This is a genomic window from Micromonospora sp. NBC_01655, from assembly GCF_026339755.1.
Taxonomy (GTDB): domain Bacteria; phylum Actinomycetota; class Actinomycetes; order Mycobacteriales; family Micromonosporaceae; genus Micromonospora.
Genome location: NZ_JAPEQF010000001.1, coordinates 5,564,679 through 5,582,328, shown reverse-complemented (window position 1 = coordinate 5,582,328; position 17,650 = coordinate 5,564,679). Strand labels below are relative to the sequence as shown.

Here is a 17,650-nt window from a genome sequence, read left to right as displayed (position 1 = left end):
GCCGGTGGTGTCCAACCTGACCGGGACGGTCGTCGACCCGCAGGAGATCACCCGCCCCGACTACTGGGTGCGGCACGTCCGCGGGACCGTCCGGTACGCCGACGGGATCACCGCCCTGCGCGACGCCGGAGTGCACACGTTCCTGGAGGTCGGCCCGCAGAGCGTGCTGACCGCCATGAACGCCGAACTGCTGGCCGAGGGAACGCTGACGCTGGCCACCCAGCGGCGGGACCGGCCCGCCCCGCAGGCGCTGCTGCACGCACTCGCGGAGCTGCACGTCAACGGCGTGCCGGTGACCTGGCAGCAGTGGTACGCGGGCACCCGCCCGGAGCTGGTCGACCTGCCCACGTACGCCTTCGAGCACGAGCGGTACTGGCTCGGCGCCGGGCGGCCCCGCACCGGGGACGTCTCCGGCGCCGGGCTGGGCGTCGCGGGCCACCCGCTGCTGGGCGCCGCGGTCACCGTGGCCGGCGAGGACGTCGTCGTGCTGACCGGGCGGCTGTCGGTGTCGACGCACGAGTGGCTGGCCGATCATGCGGTTGCCGGTTCGGTGGTGGTGCCGGGGACGGCGTTGGTGGAGTTGGCGGTGCGGGCCGGTGACGAGGTGGGCGCGTCGCGGGTGCGGGAGCTGACCGTGGCCGCGCCGCTGGTGCTGCCCGCCTCCGGTGGGGTGCGGGTGCAGGTGCGCGTCGGCGCGGCCGACGCGTCGGGTTCCCGGGCCGTGACGGTGCACTCCCAGGCCGAGGGCGACCCGGAGGCGGAGTGGGTCCGGCACGCCGATGGCGTGCTCGAAGCACCCCTCCCCAACGAGCCGACCATCGGCGCCTGGCCGCCGGCCGGTGCGTCCGAGGTGGACCTGACCGACTGGTACGGCCTGTTGGCCGGGCACGGCCTGGTGTACGGGCCGGTGTTCCAGGGCCTGCGGCGGGTGTGGGCTTCCGGCGGCGAGGTGTTCGCCGAGGTGGCCCTGCCGGACGAGGCGGCGGGGGTGGCGGCGTCGTTCGGGGTGCATCCGGCGTTGCTGGACGCGGCCCTGCACCCGGTCGGGCTGCTGCTTTCCGGCGCGGAGTCGGGTGGTCCTCGGGTGCCGTTCGCGTTCGAGGGTGTGCAGGTGCATGCCTCGGGGGCGCGGGTGTTGCGGGTTCGGTTGAGCCGCGAGGGTTCCGGAATGCGGCTGGTTGCGGTGGACGAGTCGGGTGCCGCGGTGGTGTCGGTGGACTCGCTGGTGTTGCGGGAGATGACCGGCTTGGCCGCCCCGAACCCGGCCGCCCGGTCGCTGTTCGAGGTCGCGTGGCAGGCCGAGGAGGTCAGCGCGGCCGGCGACGCGGCCGGCTGGGCGCTGCTCGCCGTCGACGGGCTCCCGGCGGGCCTGGGCCTGCCCACCTTCCCGGACGTGGACGCGCTGCTCGCCACGGCCGCCCCCGCGCCGCGTGCGCTGGTGCTGCCGGTGCCCGCCGACGCCCCCGGCGTGGGGGTGCCGGAGTCGGTCCGGTCGGTGACGTCCGACGTGCTGGCGGTCGTGCGGGCCTGGCTGGCCGCCGAGGCTCTCGCGGAGTCGAGGCTGGTGGTGGTGACCCGGGGCGCGGTGGTGGCCCGGGCTGGCGATGCGGTGACGGATCTGGCGGGTGCGGCGGTGTGGGGTCTGCTGCGGTCGGCGCAGTCGGAGCACCCGGGCCGGATCGTGCTCGCGGATGTCGACGGTGACGTGGACGCGGGCCTGGTGGCTGTCCTGGCGCGGGTCGCCGAGGACGCCGCGGGCGGTCAGGTGGCCGTCCGGGCTGGTCGGGTGTTCGTGCCGCGGTTGGTGCGGGCGTCGGTGCCGGCGTCGGAGTCCTCGCTCGTGGTGGGTGAGGGCGCGGTACTGGTGACCGGTGGCACGGGTGCGCTCGGTGCGCTGGTGGCGGAGCACCTGGTGGTCGCGCACGGGGTGCGGTCGTTGGTGCTGGTATCGCGGCGGGGTCCTGACGCTGCGGGGGCGGGCGAGTTGGTGGAGCGGTTGGCCGGTCTGGGTGCCGCCGCCCGGGTGGTGGCGTGTGACGTGACCGACCGGGAGCAGGTGAGCGCGCTGGTCGCCGAGGTCGCCTCGGCGGGTCGGCTGGCGGGTGTGGTGCACACGGCGGGTGTGCTCGACGACGGTGTGGTGTCGGGGATCAGCGCGGAGCGGTTGGCGGGGGTGTTGGCACCGAAGGTGTCGGCGGGTTGGTTCCTGCACGAGGCGACGGCGGGCCTGGATCTGGACCTGTTCGTGGTGTTCTCGTCCATTGCCGGGGTGTTGGGTTCGCCCGGTCAGGCGGCGTACGCGGCGGGCAATGCGTTCCTGGATGCCCTTGCGGTGTATCGGCGGCGGGCCGGTCTGCCGGCGGTGTCGCTGGCGTGGGGGATGTGGGACACGGCCGGGATGGCGGCGTCGGTTGGCGAGGTGGATCGGGCGCGTTCGGCGCGGTCGGGTCTGCCGCCGATGAGTGCCGAGACCGGTCTTGAGTTGTTCGACGCCGGGTTGTTGACGGGGCGGTCGGCGTTGGTGCCGGCGGTGGTGGACGTGCCGGCGTTGCGGGCGGCGGCTTCTGGTGGTGTGGTGCCGCCGATGCTGCGGGCGCTGGTCGGCACGACCACCACGCGCCGCCAGGCGGGACAGGGCGGCGACTGGGCCAACCAGTTGGTGGACCTGGCTCCCGAGGAGGCCCGGGCCCAGATCGACGTGCTGATCCGGGGGCTCGTCGCGCAGGTGCTTGGTCATGGTGGGGCGGAGTCGGTGCCGGCGGAGCGGGCGTTCCGGGAACTCGGGTTCGACTCGTTGACGGCGGTGGACCTGCGTAACCGGTTGAACGCGGCGACGGGGTTGCGGTTGGCCTCGACGCTGGTGTTCGACTACCCGACCCCGGCCGTGCTCGCCGACCACCTCTACGAACTGGTCTCCGGTCAGATCACCGCCCGACGGTCCGCGGTGGTGACCGCGGGCACCGACGAGCCGATCGCGATCGTGGGCATGGCCTGCCGGTACCCGGGTGGAGTGGAGACGCCGGAGCAACTGTGGGCGTTGCTGGCCGCCGGAGGCGACGGCATCTCCGAGTTCCCGACCGATCGGGGCTGGGACCTCGGCAACCTCTTCGACCCGGACCCGGACCGCAGCGGCACCTCGTACACCCGACACGGTGGCTTCCTGCACGGCGCGGCGGACTTCGACCCGGCCTTCTTCGGGATCAGCCCGCGCGAGGCGGTCGCCATGGACCCGCAGCAGCGGCTGCTGCTGGAGGCGTCGTGGGAGTCGTTCGAGTCGGCCGGGGTGGACCCGCAGCGGCTGCGGGGCAGCCGGACCGGCGTGTTCGCGGGCGTGATGTATCACGACTACGCGTCCCGGTTGGAGGACCTTCCGCCGGACGCCGAGGGCTACGTGGGCACCGGCACGTCGGGCAGTGTGCTGTCCGGTCGGGTGGCGTACACGTTCGGGCTCGAGGGTCCGGCGGTTACGGTCGACACGGCGTGTTCGTCGTCGCTGGTGGCGTTGCATCTGGCGGCGCAGGCGTTGCGTTCTGGTGAGTGTGATCTGGCGTTGGCCGGTGGTGTGACGGTGATGGCGACGCCGGGGACGTTCATCGAGTTCTCCCGGCAGCGTGGTCTGTCGCAGGATGGTCGGTGCAAGTCGTTCGCGGCCTCCGCCGACGGGACCGGCTGGTCCGAGGGCGTGGGTGTGTTGCTGGTGCAGCGGTTGTCGGATGCGCAGCGGGACGGCCGGCGGATCCTGGCGATCGTTCGGGGTACCGCGGTGAACCAGGATGGTGCGTCGAACGGTTTGACGGCGCCGAATGGTCCGTCGCAGCAGCGGGTGATCCGGCAGGCTCTGGCCAACGCTCGGCTGACCACCTCCGACGTGGACGCGGTGGAGGCGCACGGCACGGGTACCACCCTGGGTGACCCGATCGAGGCGCAGGCGTTGCTGGCGACCTACGGTCAGGACCGTCCGGCGGACCGGCCGTTGTGGCTGGGGTCGGTGAAGTCGAACATCGGGCATACCCAGGCTGCGGCCGGGGTGGCGGGTGTGATCAAGATGATCATGGCGATGCGGCATGGTGTGGTGCCGGCGACGCTGCACGTGGATGAGCCGTCGCCGCACATCGACTGGACTGCCGGTTCGGTGGCGCTGGCCACCGAAGCGACGCCGTGGCCGGTGGTGAACCGGCCGCGTCGGGCGGCGGTGTCGTCGTTCGGGATTTCCGGTACCAATGCGCATGTGGTCATCGAGCAGCCGCCTGTCCCGGTGGTTGTGGGTGAGGTTGTTGGTCGGGTGGTGCCGCCGGTGGTGCCGGTGGTGTTGTCGGCGCGTACGGATGGTGCGTTGGCGGGGCAGGCGGGCCGGTGGGTGCGCTGGTTGTCCGCCGATGCGGCTGTGCGTCCGGTGGACGTGGCCTGGTCGTCGATCACCACCCGACCCGCCCTGGAGCACCGTGCCGTGGTCACGGCCGCCGACCGGGACGACCTGATCGCGGCGCTGGCCGCTCTCGCCGCCGGGGACCCCTCCGGCGTGGTGGTCACCGGCGCCGCCGGCCAGCGCGGTCAGTTGGCCCTGATGTTCTCCGGTCAGGGCGCGCAGCGCGCCGGCATGGGCCGGGAGCTGTCGGAGGCGTTCCCCGTGTTCGCCGCCGCGCTCGACGAGGTGTGCGGGCAGCTTGATCCGCTGCTGCCGCGTCCGCTTCGTGAGGTGCTGAACGGCTCACCGGGCTCCGAAGAGGCTGGCCTGCTGGACCAGACGGTGTTCACCCAGGCCGGGCTGTTCGCCGTCGAGGTGGCGCTGTTCCGGCTGGTGGAGTCGTTCGGGATCGTGCCGGACTTCGTGGGTGGGCACTCGATCGGGGAGATCACGGCCGCGCATGTGGCCGGGGTGCTGTCCCTGGCGGACGCGTGTGCCCTGGTGGCGGCGCGGGGTCGGTTGATGCAGGCGTTGCCGGCAGGTGGCGGGATGCTCGCGGTCAACGCGTCGGAGGCGGAGGTGCTGCCGACGCTGGAGGGGCTGGCCGACCGGGTCGGTGTCGCGGCCGTGAACGGTCCGTCGTCCGTGGTGGTCTCCGGTGCGGTGGACGGCCTCGACGAGGTGGAGCGGCTTTGGCGGGGCCGGGGGGTGCGGACTCGCCGGTTGACGGTGAGTCATGCGTTCCACAGTCCGTTGATGGAGCCGATGCTCGACGAGTTCCGTACCGTGCTGGCGGGGTTGAGGTTTGCCGCGCCGTTGCTGCCGGTGGTGTCGAACCTGACCGGGGCGTTGGCCGACGGCGACGAGATCCGTACGCCCGGCTACTGGGTGCGGCACGTCCGGGAGGCGGTCCGGTTCGCCGACGGGATCACCGCCCTGCGGGCGGTCGGGGTGGACACGTTCCTGGAGGTCGGGCCGCAGAGTGTGCTGACCGCGATGGCCGGCGACGTCCTGCCCGGTGACGACGGTGTGTTGGCCGTCGCCGCCCAGCGCCGGGACCGGCCCGAGGCCCATGCGCTGCTCGCCGCCCTGGCCGAGCTGCACGTGCACGGCGTCCCGGTGACCTGGACCCAGTGGTTCGCCGACACCGGCGCGCAGCGCGTCGACCTGCCCACGTACGCGTTCCAGCGGGAGCGGTACTGGCCGGCGGCCGGCCGCCCGAGGGCCGGCGACGTCTCCCGGGCCGGCCTGGGAGACGCCGAGCACCCGATGCTGGGTGCGGCGGTGGACCTGGCCGGCGACGACGAGATGGTGCTGACTGGCCGGCTGTCGCTGGACACCCATCCGTGGCTCGCCGACCACGCGGTCTCCGGCGTGACGCTCGTCCCCGGCGCCGCCCTCGTCGAACTGGCGGTACGCGCCGGCGACGAGGTGGGCCTCTCCCGGCTGCGGGAGCTGACCGTGGCCGCCCCGCTGGTGGTCCCCGACGCCGGAAGCGTGCGGATCCAGGTACGGGTCGACGGGCCTGCCGGCTTCCCGGAGCGGACCGTGACCGTCTACTCGCGCCGCGACGACGACGCCGAGGCGGGCTGGACCCGGCACGCGGACGGTGTGCTCGAAGCAGCCCTCCCCAACGAGCCGGGCATCGGGGCCTGGCCGCCGGCCGGCGCGTCCGAGGTGGACCTGACCGACTGGTACGCCGCCCTGGCTGGGCACGGCCTGGCGTACGGGCCGCTGTTCCAGGGACTGCGACGCGCCTGGACGGCCGACGGTGCGGCGTACGCAGAGGTGGCCCTGCCGGACGACGCGGCCGGCGACGCTGCGCGGTTCGGCGTCCACCCGGCGCTGCTGGACGCCGCCCTGCACCCGATCGGGCTGCTGCTTTCCGGTGCGGAGTCGGACGGCCCCCGGGTGCCGTTTGCGTTCGAGGGTGTGCAGGTGCATGCCTCGGGGGCGCGGGTGTTGCGGGTTCGGTTGAGCCGCGAGGGTTCCGGGGTGCGGCTGGTCGCGGTGGACGAGTCGGGTGCCGCGGTGGTGTCGGTGGACTCGCTCGTGTTGCGGGAGATGACCGGCCTGACCGCCCCGAACCCGGCCGCCCGGTCGCTGTTCGAGGTCGCGTGGCAGGCCGAGGAGAACGCCCCGGCAGGACAGGTCGCCGACTGGGCGCTGCTCACCGGTGACGGTGGGCTGGCCGATGAGCTGGCGGCCCGGAGTGGGCTGGTGACGTACCCGGACGTGGCGGCGGTCCTGGCCGCGGTCGCGGCGGACACGGCGACGCCGGCGGCACTGGTGCTGCCGACCCGTACCGTCCTCGGCCCGGCCGGTGACCTGCTGCCGGAGTCGGTCCGGTCGGTGACGTCCGACGTGTTGTCGGTCGTGCGGTCCTGGCTGGCCGCGGATGCTCTGGCGGGTTCGAGGCTGGTGGTGGTGACCCGGGGCGCGGTGGTGGCCCGGGACGGTGACGAGGTGACGGATCTGGCGGGTGCGGCGGTGTGGGGTCTGCTGCGGTCGGCGCAGTCGGAGCACCCGGGCCGGATCGTCCTCGCGGATGTCGACGGTGACGTGGAACCCGCGCTGCTCAGCGCGCTCGCCGGTGCCGCCGCTGCGGGCGGTCAGGTGGCCGTCCGGGCTGGTCGGGTGTTCGTGCCGCGGCTGGTGCGGGCGTCGGCGTCGGGTTCCTCGCTCGTGGTGGGTGAGGGCGCGGTGCTGGTGACCGGGGGTACGGGCGCTTTGGGTGCCCTCGTCGCGGAGCACCTCGTCCGGGCGCACGGGGTGCGGTCGTTGGTGCTGGTGTCGCGGCGGGGTCCTGACGCTGTGGGCGCGGTCGAGCTGGTGGAGCGGTTGGCCGGTTTGGGTGCCGCCGCCCGGGTGGTGGCGTGTGACGTGACGGACCGGGAGCAGGTGAGCGCGCTGGTCGCCGAGGTTGCCTCGGCGGGTCGGCTGGCGGGTGTGGTGCACACGGCGGGTGTGCTCGACGACGGGGTCGTCGAGGGGTTGTCGGCGCAGCGGTTGGCGGGGGTGTTGGCCCCCAAGGTGTCGGCGGGTTGGTTCCTGCATGAGGCGACGGCGGGCCTGGATCTGGACCTGTTCGTGTTGTTCTCGTCCATTGCCGGGGTGTTGGGTTCGCCCGGTCAGGCGGCGTATGCGGCGGGCAATGCGTTCCTGGACGCGCTGGCGGCGCACCGGCGGCAGGCCGGTCTGCCGGCGGTGTCGCTGGCGTGGGGGATGTGGGACACGTCGGGGATGGCGGCGTCGGTTGGTGAGGTGGATCGGGCGCGTTCGGCGCGGTCGGGTCTGCCGCCGATGAGCGCGGAGACCGGTCTTGAGTTGTTCGATGCTGCGCTGGCGGTGGGCCGGCCGGTGTTGGTGCCGGCAGTGGTCGACGTGCCGGCGCTGCGGTCGGCGGTCGCCGGTGGTGTGGTGCCGCCAATGCTGCGCGCGCTGGTCGGCACGACCACCACGCGCCGGCAGGCGGGACAGGGCGGCGACGGTTGGGCCGGACGGCTCGCCGGGCTCACCGAGGACGAGGGCCGGGCCCAGGTCGCCCTGCTCGTCCGGGGGCTCGTCGCGCAGGTGCTTGGTCATGGTGGGGCGGAGTCGGTGCCGGCGGAGCGGGCGTTCCGGGAACTCGGCTTCGACTCGTTGACGGCGGTGGACCTGCGTAACCGGTTGAACGCGGCGACGGGGCTGCGGTTGGCCTCGACGCTGGTGTTCGACTACCCCACCCCGGCCGTGCTCGCCGACCACCTGTGGTCCGAGCTGGCCGGCGTACGCCAGTCGACGGCGCAGCCGACCGCCAGCACGGTCGCCGGACTCGACGAGCCGATCGCGATCGTGGGCATGGCCTGCCGGTACCCGGGCGGGGTCGAAAGCCCCGACCAACTGTGGGAGCTGCTGGCCGGAGGCGGGGACGGGATCGGGGCGTTCCCGGCCGACCGGGGCTGGGACCTGGAGTCGCTGTTCGACCCGGACCCGAACAACAGCGGTACGTCGTACACCCGGCACGGCGGCTTCCTGTACGGCGCGGGGGAGTTCGACCCGGCCTTCTTCGGGATCTCGCCCCGTGAGGCCCTGGCGATGGACCCGCAGCAGCGGCTGCTGCTGGAGGCGTCCTGGGAGACGTTCGAGTCCGCCGGCATCGACCCGCAGCGGGTGCGGGGCAGCCGGACCGGCGTGTTCGCGGGCGTGATGTACCACGACTACGCGTCCCGGCTGATGGACGTGCCCGGCGAGGTGGAGGGTTACGTCGGTACCGGCACGTCGGGCAGTGTGCTGTCGGGTCGGGTGGCGTACACGTTCGGCCTGGAGGGTCCGGCGGTCACCGTGGACACCGCCTGCTCGTCGTCGCTGGTCGCGTTGCATCTGGCGGCGCAGGCGTTGCGTTCTGGTGAGTGTGATCTGGCGTTGGCCGGTGGTGTGACGGTGATGGCGACGCCGGGGACGTTCATCGAGTTCTCCCGGCAGCGTGGTCTGTCGCAGGATGGTCGGTGCAGGTCGTTCGCGGCGTCGGCGGATGGCACGGGCTGGTCCGAGGGCGTCGGTGTGTTGCTGGTGCAGCGGTTGTCGGATGCGCAGCGGGAGGGGCGGAACATTCTGGCGGTGGTGCGGGGCACTGCCGTCAATCAGGATGGTGCGTCGAACGGTTTGACGGCGCCGAATGGTCCGTCGCAGCAGCGGGTGATCCGGCAGGCCCTGGCCAACGCCCGGCTGACCACGGCCGACGTGGACGCGGTGGAGGCGCACGGCACCGGCACCACCCTCGGTGACCCGATCGAGGCGCAGGCGTTGCTGGCGACCTACGGTCAGGACCGGCCGGCGGACCGGCCGTTGTGGCTGGGGTCGATCAAGTCGAACATCGGGCATACCCAGGCTGCGGCGGGGGTGGCGGGTGTGATCAAGATGATCATGGCGATGCGGCATGGTGTGGTGCCGGCGACGCTGCATGTGGATGAGCCGTCGCCGCACATCGACTGGTCGGCCGGTGCGGTGGCGCTGGCTACGGAGGCGATGGCGTGGCCGGTGGTGAACCGGCCGCGTCGGGCGGCGGTGTCGTCGTTCGGGATTTCCGGTACCAATGCGCATGTGATCATCGAGCAGCCGCCTGTCCCGGTGATCGATGGTGAGGTTGTTGGTCGGGTGGTGCCGCCGGTGGTGCCGGTGGTGTTGTCGGCGCGTACGGATGGTGCGTTGGCGGGGCAGGCGGGCCGGTGGGTGCGCTGGTTGTCCGCCGATGCGGCTGTGCGTCCGGTGGACGTGGCCTGGTCGTCGATCACCACCCGACCCGCTCTGGAACAGCGGGCCGTCCTTCTGACGAACGACCGGGACGACCTGCTGTCCGCGCTTCGGGCCCTCGATCGGGGCGAGCCCTCCGGCGCGGTCGTCGCGGGTGCCGCCACCGGGCGGGGGCGGCTCGCGCTGCTGTTCTCCGGTCAGGGCGCGCAGCGCGCCGGCATGGGTCGGGAGCTGTCGGAGGCGTTCCCCGTGTTCGCCGCCGCGCTGGACGAGGTGTGCGCCGAACTGGACGGTCGGCTGCCGCGCCCCCTCCGGGAGGTGCTGAACGCCGCACCGGGGTCCGAGGCGGCGGGCCTGCTCGACCAGACCGTGTTCACCCAGGCGGGTCTGTTCGCCGTCGAGGTGGCGCTGTTCCGCCTCGTGGAGTCGTTCGGGATCGTGCCGGACTTCGTGGGCGGGCACTCGATCGGGGAGATCACTGCCGCGTACGTGGCCGGGGTGTTGTCCCTGGCGGATGCGTGCGCTCTTGTTGCCGCCCGTGGTCGCCTGATGCAGGCGCTGCCGACCGGCGGCGGAATGCTCGCCGTGGCCGCGGACGAGGCGGCGGTGGTCGAGTCGATCGCCGGACTGGCCGACCGGGTCGGTGTCGCGGCGGTGAACGGGCCGTCGTCCGTGGTGGTCTCCGGTGCGGTCGACGCCCTCGACGAGGTCGAGCAACTCTGGCAGGGCCGGGGCGTTCGGACTCGCCGGTTGACGGTGAGTCATGCGTTCCACAGTCCGTTGATGGAGCCGATGCTCGCCGAGTTCCGTACTGTGCTGGCCGAGCTGACGTTCTCGGCCCCGCTCCTGCCGGTGGTGTCGAACCTGACCGGGGCGTTGGCTGACGGCGACGAGCTGCGCACGGCCGACTACTGGGTGCGGCATGTGCGGGAGGCGGTCCGGTTCGCCGACGGGGTGACGGCCCTGCATGCCGCTGGGGTGGACACGTTCCTGGAGGTCGGTCCGCAGAGTGTGCTGACCGCGATGGCCGGCGACGTCCTGCCCGGTGACGACGGTGTGTTGGCCGTCGCCGCCCAGCGCCGGGACCGGCCCGAGGCCCACGCGCTGCTCGCCGCCTTGGCCGAGCTGCACGTCCACGGCGTCCCGGTGACCTGGACCCAGTGGTTCGCCGACACCGGCGCGCAGCGCGTCGACCTGCCCACGTACGCGTTCCAGCACCAGCGGTACTGGCCCGAGGCCCCGGCCCGGCAGCACACCGTCCCCGACGGCGGCGACGCCGACTTCTGGACCGCCGTCGAACGGGGCGACCTCACCGCCCTCGCCACCCATCTCGGCGACGACGCGGCCGTGGACGCCATCACCCCGGCCCTGCCGGTGCTCTCCGAGTGGCGCCGGGCGCGCACCCGCGACACGGCGCTGGACGGGTGGTCGTACCGGATCGGCTGGGAGCCGGTCCGGCCGGCACCGGCGACCGGACTGTCCGGGCGGTGGCTGGTCGTCACCGTCGGCGGCGGCGCCGACGCGGGCGTGGCGCAGACGCTGACCGAGGCCGGCGCCCACGTCGACACCCTGACCGTGCCACCGACCCAGACCCGGACCGAACTGGCCGAGCGGCTGCGCCGGATCGGCGCCGAGGGCTGGGCGGGGGTGCTGTGCGTCCTGCCCCGGCAGGACCGGCCGCTGCCGCACGCGCCCGGGGTCCCCGCCGGAACCGCGGCGCTGCTCACCCTCACCCAGGCGCTGACCGACACGGGCCTGCCGGGCCGGGTGTGGGCGCTCAGCCGGGCCGCCCTGCCGGTCTCGGCGGCGGAGCGGGTCGGCGACGTCTGGGCGGGGCTCGCCTGGGGCCTCGGCCGGGCCGTCGCCCTGGAGCAGCCCGACCGCTGGGGCGGGCTGGTGGACCTGCCCGCCCGAGCCGACCGCAGCACCCGCGCCGCGCTCGTCGCGGTGCTCGCCGACGGCACCCTGGACCAGGTGGCGGTACGCCGCAACGGCGTCTTCGCCCGCCGCCTCGTGCCCGCCGCCCCGCCCACCGGGCCGGGTTGGCGGCCGTCGGGCACGGTGCTGGTCACCGGCGGCACCGGCGCGCTGGGCCGGCACACCGCCCGGTGGCTGCTGGCCAACGGCGCCGCCGAGGTGGTGCTCGCCTCCCGGCGCGGCCCCGCCGCCCCCGGCGCCGCCGCGCTCGTCGCCGACCTCGCCGACCTGGGCACCGTGCGGGTGGTCGCCTGCGACGTCGCCGACGCCGAGGCCGTCACCGCGCTGGTCGGCGGCCTGCCGGAACTCACCGCCGTCGTGCACACCGCCGGCGCGTCCGGCGGCACCACCCCGGCGTACGGGCTGACCGACGGCGAGCTGTCGGCGACCCTGGCCGGCAAGGTGCTCGGGGCCGTGCACCTGGACACCGCCTGCTGGGGCCGGGACCTCGACGCGTTCGTCGTGTTCTCCTCCGTCGCCGGGGTCTGGGGCGGCGGCGGGCAGGCCGGGTACGCCGCCGGCAACGCCCTGCTCGACACGCTGGTCGCCGCCCGCCGGGCCGCCGGGCTGCCCGCCACCGCCCTCGCCTACGGGCCGTGGGCGTCCGACGGCATGGCGGCCGGGGAGACCGCCGAGGGCCTGCGCCGACGCGGTTTCGTCCCGCTCGCGCCCGAGGCCGCCGTGGCGGCGCTGGGCCGCTGGGTCAACGCCCCGGAGGCGGCGCCGGTGATCGCGGACGTGGACTGGTCCCGGTTCGTCGCCGCGTTCACCGCGGCCCGGCCGAGCGGCCTCTTCGACCGGGTCGCCCCGGCCGGCCCCGCACAACCGGACCCGCAGCCCGAGGACACCGGCGTCACCACCGCGCTGCGGTCCCGGCTCGCCGGGCTGCCGGCGAACGGCCAGGAAACGCTGCTGGTCGACCTCGTCCGGGCGGAGGCGGCGGCGGTCCTCGGCCACGGCTCCACCGACCAGGTGCCGGCCGGCCGCGCCTTCCGGGAGTTGGGCTTCGACTCCCTCGCGGCTGTGCAGCTACGGGACCGGCTCGGCCGGGTCACCGGGCTGACCCTGCCGTCGACCGTGGTCTTCGACCACCCGTCGGCGCTGGAACTGGCCCGCTTCCTGCGTACCGGACTGGTGGCCGGCGCGGCCGACGGCCCGGCCGACGGCCCGGCGGCCGGCGGCACCGTGGTCCGGCCGGCGGCCGACGAGCCGATCGCGATCGTGTCGATGGCCTGCCGCTTCCCCGGCGGGGTGTCCTCCCCGCAGGAACTGTGGCGGCTGCTGGCCGACGGGACGGACGCGGTGACGCCGATGCCCACCGACCGGGGCTGGGACCTGGACTCCCTGTTCGACAGCGACCCCGAGCGGGTCGGCACCAGCTACACCCGCAGCGGCGGCTTCCTGGCCGACGTGGCCGGGTTCGACGCCGCGTTCTTCGGCATCAACCCGCGCGAGGCCCTGGCCATGGACCCACAGCAGCGGCTGCTGCTGCACACCACCTGGGAGGTGTTCGAGTCCGCCGGCATCGACCCACAGCGGGTACGCGGCACCGCCACCGGCGTGTTCATGGGCACCAACGGCCAGGACTACGCCACCCTGCTGCTCGGCGCCCGGTCCCAGGTGGAGGGCTACCAGGCCACCGGCAACGGCGCCTCGGTGGTCTCCGGCCGGCTGGCGTACTCGTTCGGCCTGCACGGGCCGGCGGTCACCGTCGACACGGCCTGCTCGTCGGCGCTGGTCGCCCTGCACCTGGCCGCCCAGGCGTTGCGCTCCGGCGAGTGCGACCTGGCCCTGGCCGGCGGCGTGACGGTGATGTCGACGCCGGGGGCGTTCCTGGAGTTCTCCCGGCAGCGCGGCCTCGCCGAGGACGGCCGGGTCAAGGCGTTCGCCGCCGGCGCGGACGGCACCGGCTGGGGCGAGGGCGTCGGCGTTCTGCTGCTGCAACGGCTCTCCGACGCGCAGCGCGACGGTAACCGGATCCTCGCCGTGGTGCGCGGCAGCGCGGTCAACCAGGACGGCGCCAGCAACGGCCTGACCGCCCCGAACGGGCCGGCGCAGCAGCGGGTGATCCGGCACGCGCTGGACGTCGCCGGCCTGACGCCCGGCGACGTCGACGCGGTGGAGGCGCACGGCACCGGCACCACCCTCGGCGACCCGATCGAGGCGCAGGCGCTGCTGGCCACGTACGGGCACCAGCGGCCGGCGGACCGGCCGCTGTGGCTGGGCTCGGTCAAGTCGAACATCGGGCACACCCAGGCGGCGGCGGGCGCCGCCAGCCTGATCAAGATGGTGCTCGCCCTCCAGCACGAGCTGCTGCCGGCGACGCTGCACGTCGACGCGCCGACCCCGCACGTGGACTGGTCGTCGGGCGCGCTGGCGCTGCTCACCGAGGCCCGGCCGTGGACCGGGACGGACCGGCCCCGCCGGGCCGGCGTCTCCTCGTTCGGGATCAGCGGCACCAACGCCCACGTCATCATCGAGGAGGCGCCCGCGCCGCAACCGGCCACCGACCCGGACCGGTCGACCGACCCCGCCGCGACGGACGGGCACCGGGTCGACCCGGAGTCGGCCGCGGGCCGGTCGGCGGACCCCACCGGGCTGCGCGACCAGGCTGGCCGTTCGGCCGACCCGACGCCCCTGCCGTGGCTGCTCTCCGGGGCGGACCTGGCCGGGCTGCGCGGCCAGGCCGGCCGGCTGGCCGACCTGGTGGCGGCCGGTACGGGCGACCCCGCCCGGATCGCCTGGGGCCTCGCGGCGGGACGGGCCCACCTCGGCCACCGCGCGGTCGTGGGCGCGGCCGACGGGCCGACCCGGTCGGCGGCGCTGCGGGCGCTGGCCGCCGGCGAGCCGCATCCCGCGCTCACCACGGCCCGGCGCCGCTCCGGCGGCCTCGCCGTCCTCTTCTCCGGCCAGGGCGCCCAGCGCGCCGGCATGGGCCGGGACCTGTACGCCACGTTCGGGGCGTTCGCGGCGGCGCTGGACGAGGTGTGCAGGCACCTGGACGCGTTGCTGCCGCAGCCGCTGAAGCCGGTGCTGTTCGCCGAGGAGGGCACCGCCGAGGCGGGCCTGTTGGACCAGACCGTGTTCACCCAGGCCGGGCTGTTCGCCGTCGAGGTGGCGCTGTTCCGGCTGGTCGAGTCGTTCGGCGTGGTCCCCGGCCAGGTGGCCGGCCACTCGATCGGCGAGATCACGGCCGCCCACGTGGCCGGGGTGCTGTCCCTGGCCGACGCGTGTGCCCTGGTGGCGGCGCGGGGTCGGTTGATGCAGGCGTTGCCGGCCGGCGGCGGGATGCTCGCGGTCAACGCGTCGGAGGCGGAGGTGCTGCCGACGCTGGACGGGTTCACCGACCGGGTCGGTGTCGCGGCCGTCAACGGCCCCACCTCGGTCGTCGTCTCCGGGGCGGTCGACGCCCTCGACGAGATCGAGCGGGCGTGGCGGGACCGGGGCGTTCGTACCCGCCGGCTGACGGTGAGTCACGCGTTCCACAGTCCGCTGATGGAGCCGATGCTCGCCGAGTTCCGTGCCGTGCTGGCCGGGCTGACGTTCGCCGCACCGATCCTGCCGGTGGTGTCGAACCTGACCGGCGCGCTGGCCGAGGGCGACGAACTGCGCACGCCCGAGTACTGGGTGCGGCACGTGCGGGAGGCGGTCCGGTTCGCCGACGGGGTCAGCGCCCTGCGCGCCGCCGGGGCGGACACGTTCCTGGAACTCGGCCCGCAGGGCGTGCTGACCGCGCTCACCGCCGGCCTGCTCCCCACCGACTCCGACGGGACGGCCGTGGCGGCGCTGCGGGCCGGCGCGGACGAGCCGGCCGCGCTGCTCGCCGCCCTCGCCGCGCTGCACGCCAGCGGGCGGGACGTGGACTGGTCGGCGGTGCTCGACCCGCTGGCCGGGCCCCGCCCGACCCCCCGCGACCTGCCCGACCTGCCCACGTACGCGTTCCAGCCGCAGCGCTACTGGCCGACGCTGACCGTGGCCCCGGCCCCGGCCGCCGACCCGGTGGACGACGAGTTCTGGCGGGCGGTCACCGACGGCGACCTCGGCCGGCTCGGCATCGACCCGGACCAGCCGCTGCGCCAGGTGCTGCCGGAACTCGACTCGTGGCGGCGACGCCAGCACCGGGACGGCACCCTCGACGGGTGGCGGTACCGGGTCACCTGGCGGCGGCGGCCGATGACCGTCGGCAACCCGGGCACCTGGCTGGTGGTGACCCCACGGCAGCAGGACCCGGGCGGGATCGTCGCCGCGCTCACCGCCGCCGGGGCGACCGTGCACGTGCTGCCGGTCGACCCGGCCACGGTCACCCGCGACGCCCTGGCCGCCGACCTCGACCGGCTCGGCGCGGAGCACGGGCCGACGGGGCTGCTGTCCCTGCTGGCGCTGGACGACGCCCCGCACCCCGAGCAGACCGCCCTGCCGACCGGCCTCGCGGCGAACCTGCTGCTGGTGCAGGCGCACACCCTGCGGCCCGGCCCGGCCGTGCCGCTGTGGCTGGCCACCACCGGCGCCGTCGCCGTCGACGACGAGCCGGTCGCGCGGCCCACGCAGGCGACCACCTGGGGTCTCGGCCTGGTCGCGGCGCTCGAACACCCGAGGCACCTCGGGGGCGTCGTGGACCTGCCCGGCAGCCCGGACGAGGCGGCGTACGCGGCGCTGGCCACCGCGCTCACCAACGTCGAGGGGGAGGACCAGCTCGCGGTCCGGGGCACCGAGGTGCACACCCGGCGCCTCGTGCGGGACACCACCCGGCCCGCGGACACCGGTCGGGGCTACACCCCGCACGGGACCGTCGTGCTCACCGGCGGGGCGGGCGAACTGGCCCGGCACGCCGGCGCGTGGCTCGCCCGGCAGGGCGCCGAGGTGCTGCCGCTGGAGGAGCCGGCGGCCGGCAAGCTCACCGACCTGATGGAGCAGCTCGCCGCCGAGAGCCGGCCGGTCACCGGGCTGGTGCACGTCCCGGCGGAGACCGGGTCGGTGCCGCTGGCCGAACTCACCGTCGCGGCCCTGGCCGCGGACCTCGTCGCGACCGTGGGCGACATCCCCCGGTACGCCGACGAGCTGGCCCACCGGCCGGTCGACGCCTTCGTCCTGTGCACCTCCACCTCGGGGGTGTGGGGCTCGGGCGGCCGGGCCGGCCAGGCGGCCGGCGACGCGCTGCTGCACGCCCTCGCCGCGAACCGCCGGCACGGCGGGCTGCCGGCCACCGACGTGGCGTGGGGGCCGTGGCAGGACGACCCGGCGTCGCCGGAGCTGGAGCAGCTTCGTCGGCGTGGGCTGCCCGGCCTGCCGCCGGAGCTGGCCGTCGAGGCCCTCGCCCGGGCGGTCCGCGACGAGGCGACCGTCGTGGTGGCGGACGTGCGCTGGGAACGGTTCGTGCCGACGTTCGCCGCCATGCGCCCGTGCCCGCTGCTGACCGAGATCCCCGAGGCGCGCGAGGCGTTGCCCGCCGACGACGTCCGCCAGCCGGCGGACGACGAGGCGGCGGCGGCGCTGCGGGAGCGGCTGCGCCCGCTCGGCGCGGGGGAGCGCGAGGTGATCCTCGTCGACCTGGTGTGCGCGCAGGCGTCCAGCGTGCTGGGCCACGCCGACGGCGGGGGGCTGGAACCCGACCGCGCGTTCCGGGAGGTCGGGTTCGACTCGATGACGGCCGTGGAGCTACGCAACCGGCTCCGCGCCGCCAGCGGGGTGCAACTGCCCCCCAGCGTCGTGTTCGACTACCCGACGCCGATGGCGCTGGCCCGGCACCTGCGCGACCAGCTCGTCGACGACGGCACCGCGACGGCCGCGCCGCTGCTGGCCGAGCTGGAGCGCCTCGACGCCGTCTTCGCGGCTGACGCGCCGGACCGGCTGACCCGGCAGAAGCTGCTGGTCCAGCTCCAGGCGTTCGTAGCCCGGTGGGGCGACGACCGGGCGCCGGCCGAGGAGAAGCCCGTCGCCCAGACCCTCGACGATGCGACGGACGCCGAGATCTTCGACTTCATCCGGCGCGAACTCGGCGGCCCCGGAGGTGAGGTGCCTTTCGGCGAGACGCGCTGA

General features: G+C 75.0%; 1 protein-coding gene (running past one end of the window). It reads left to right on the top strand.

Annotation, left to right across the window (positions count from 1 at the left end; all coding sequences use genetic code 11):
• Positions 1–17,650, top strand: the 3' portion of a protein-coding gene (locus tag OOK41_RS24860; RefSeq protein WP_266266895.1) for a type I polyketide synthase. Its footprint begins 12,293 nt before the window's first position; the window shows 17,650 of its 29,943 coding nt (coding positions 12,294–29,943); its start codon lies off the left edge, out of view; the stop codon is at positions 17,648–17,650.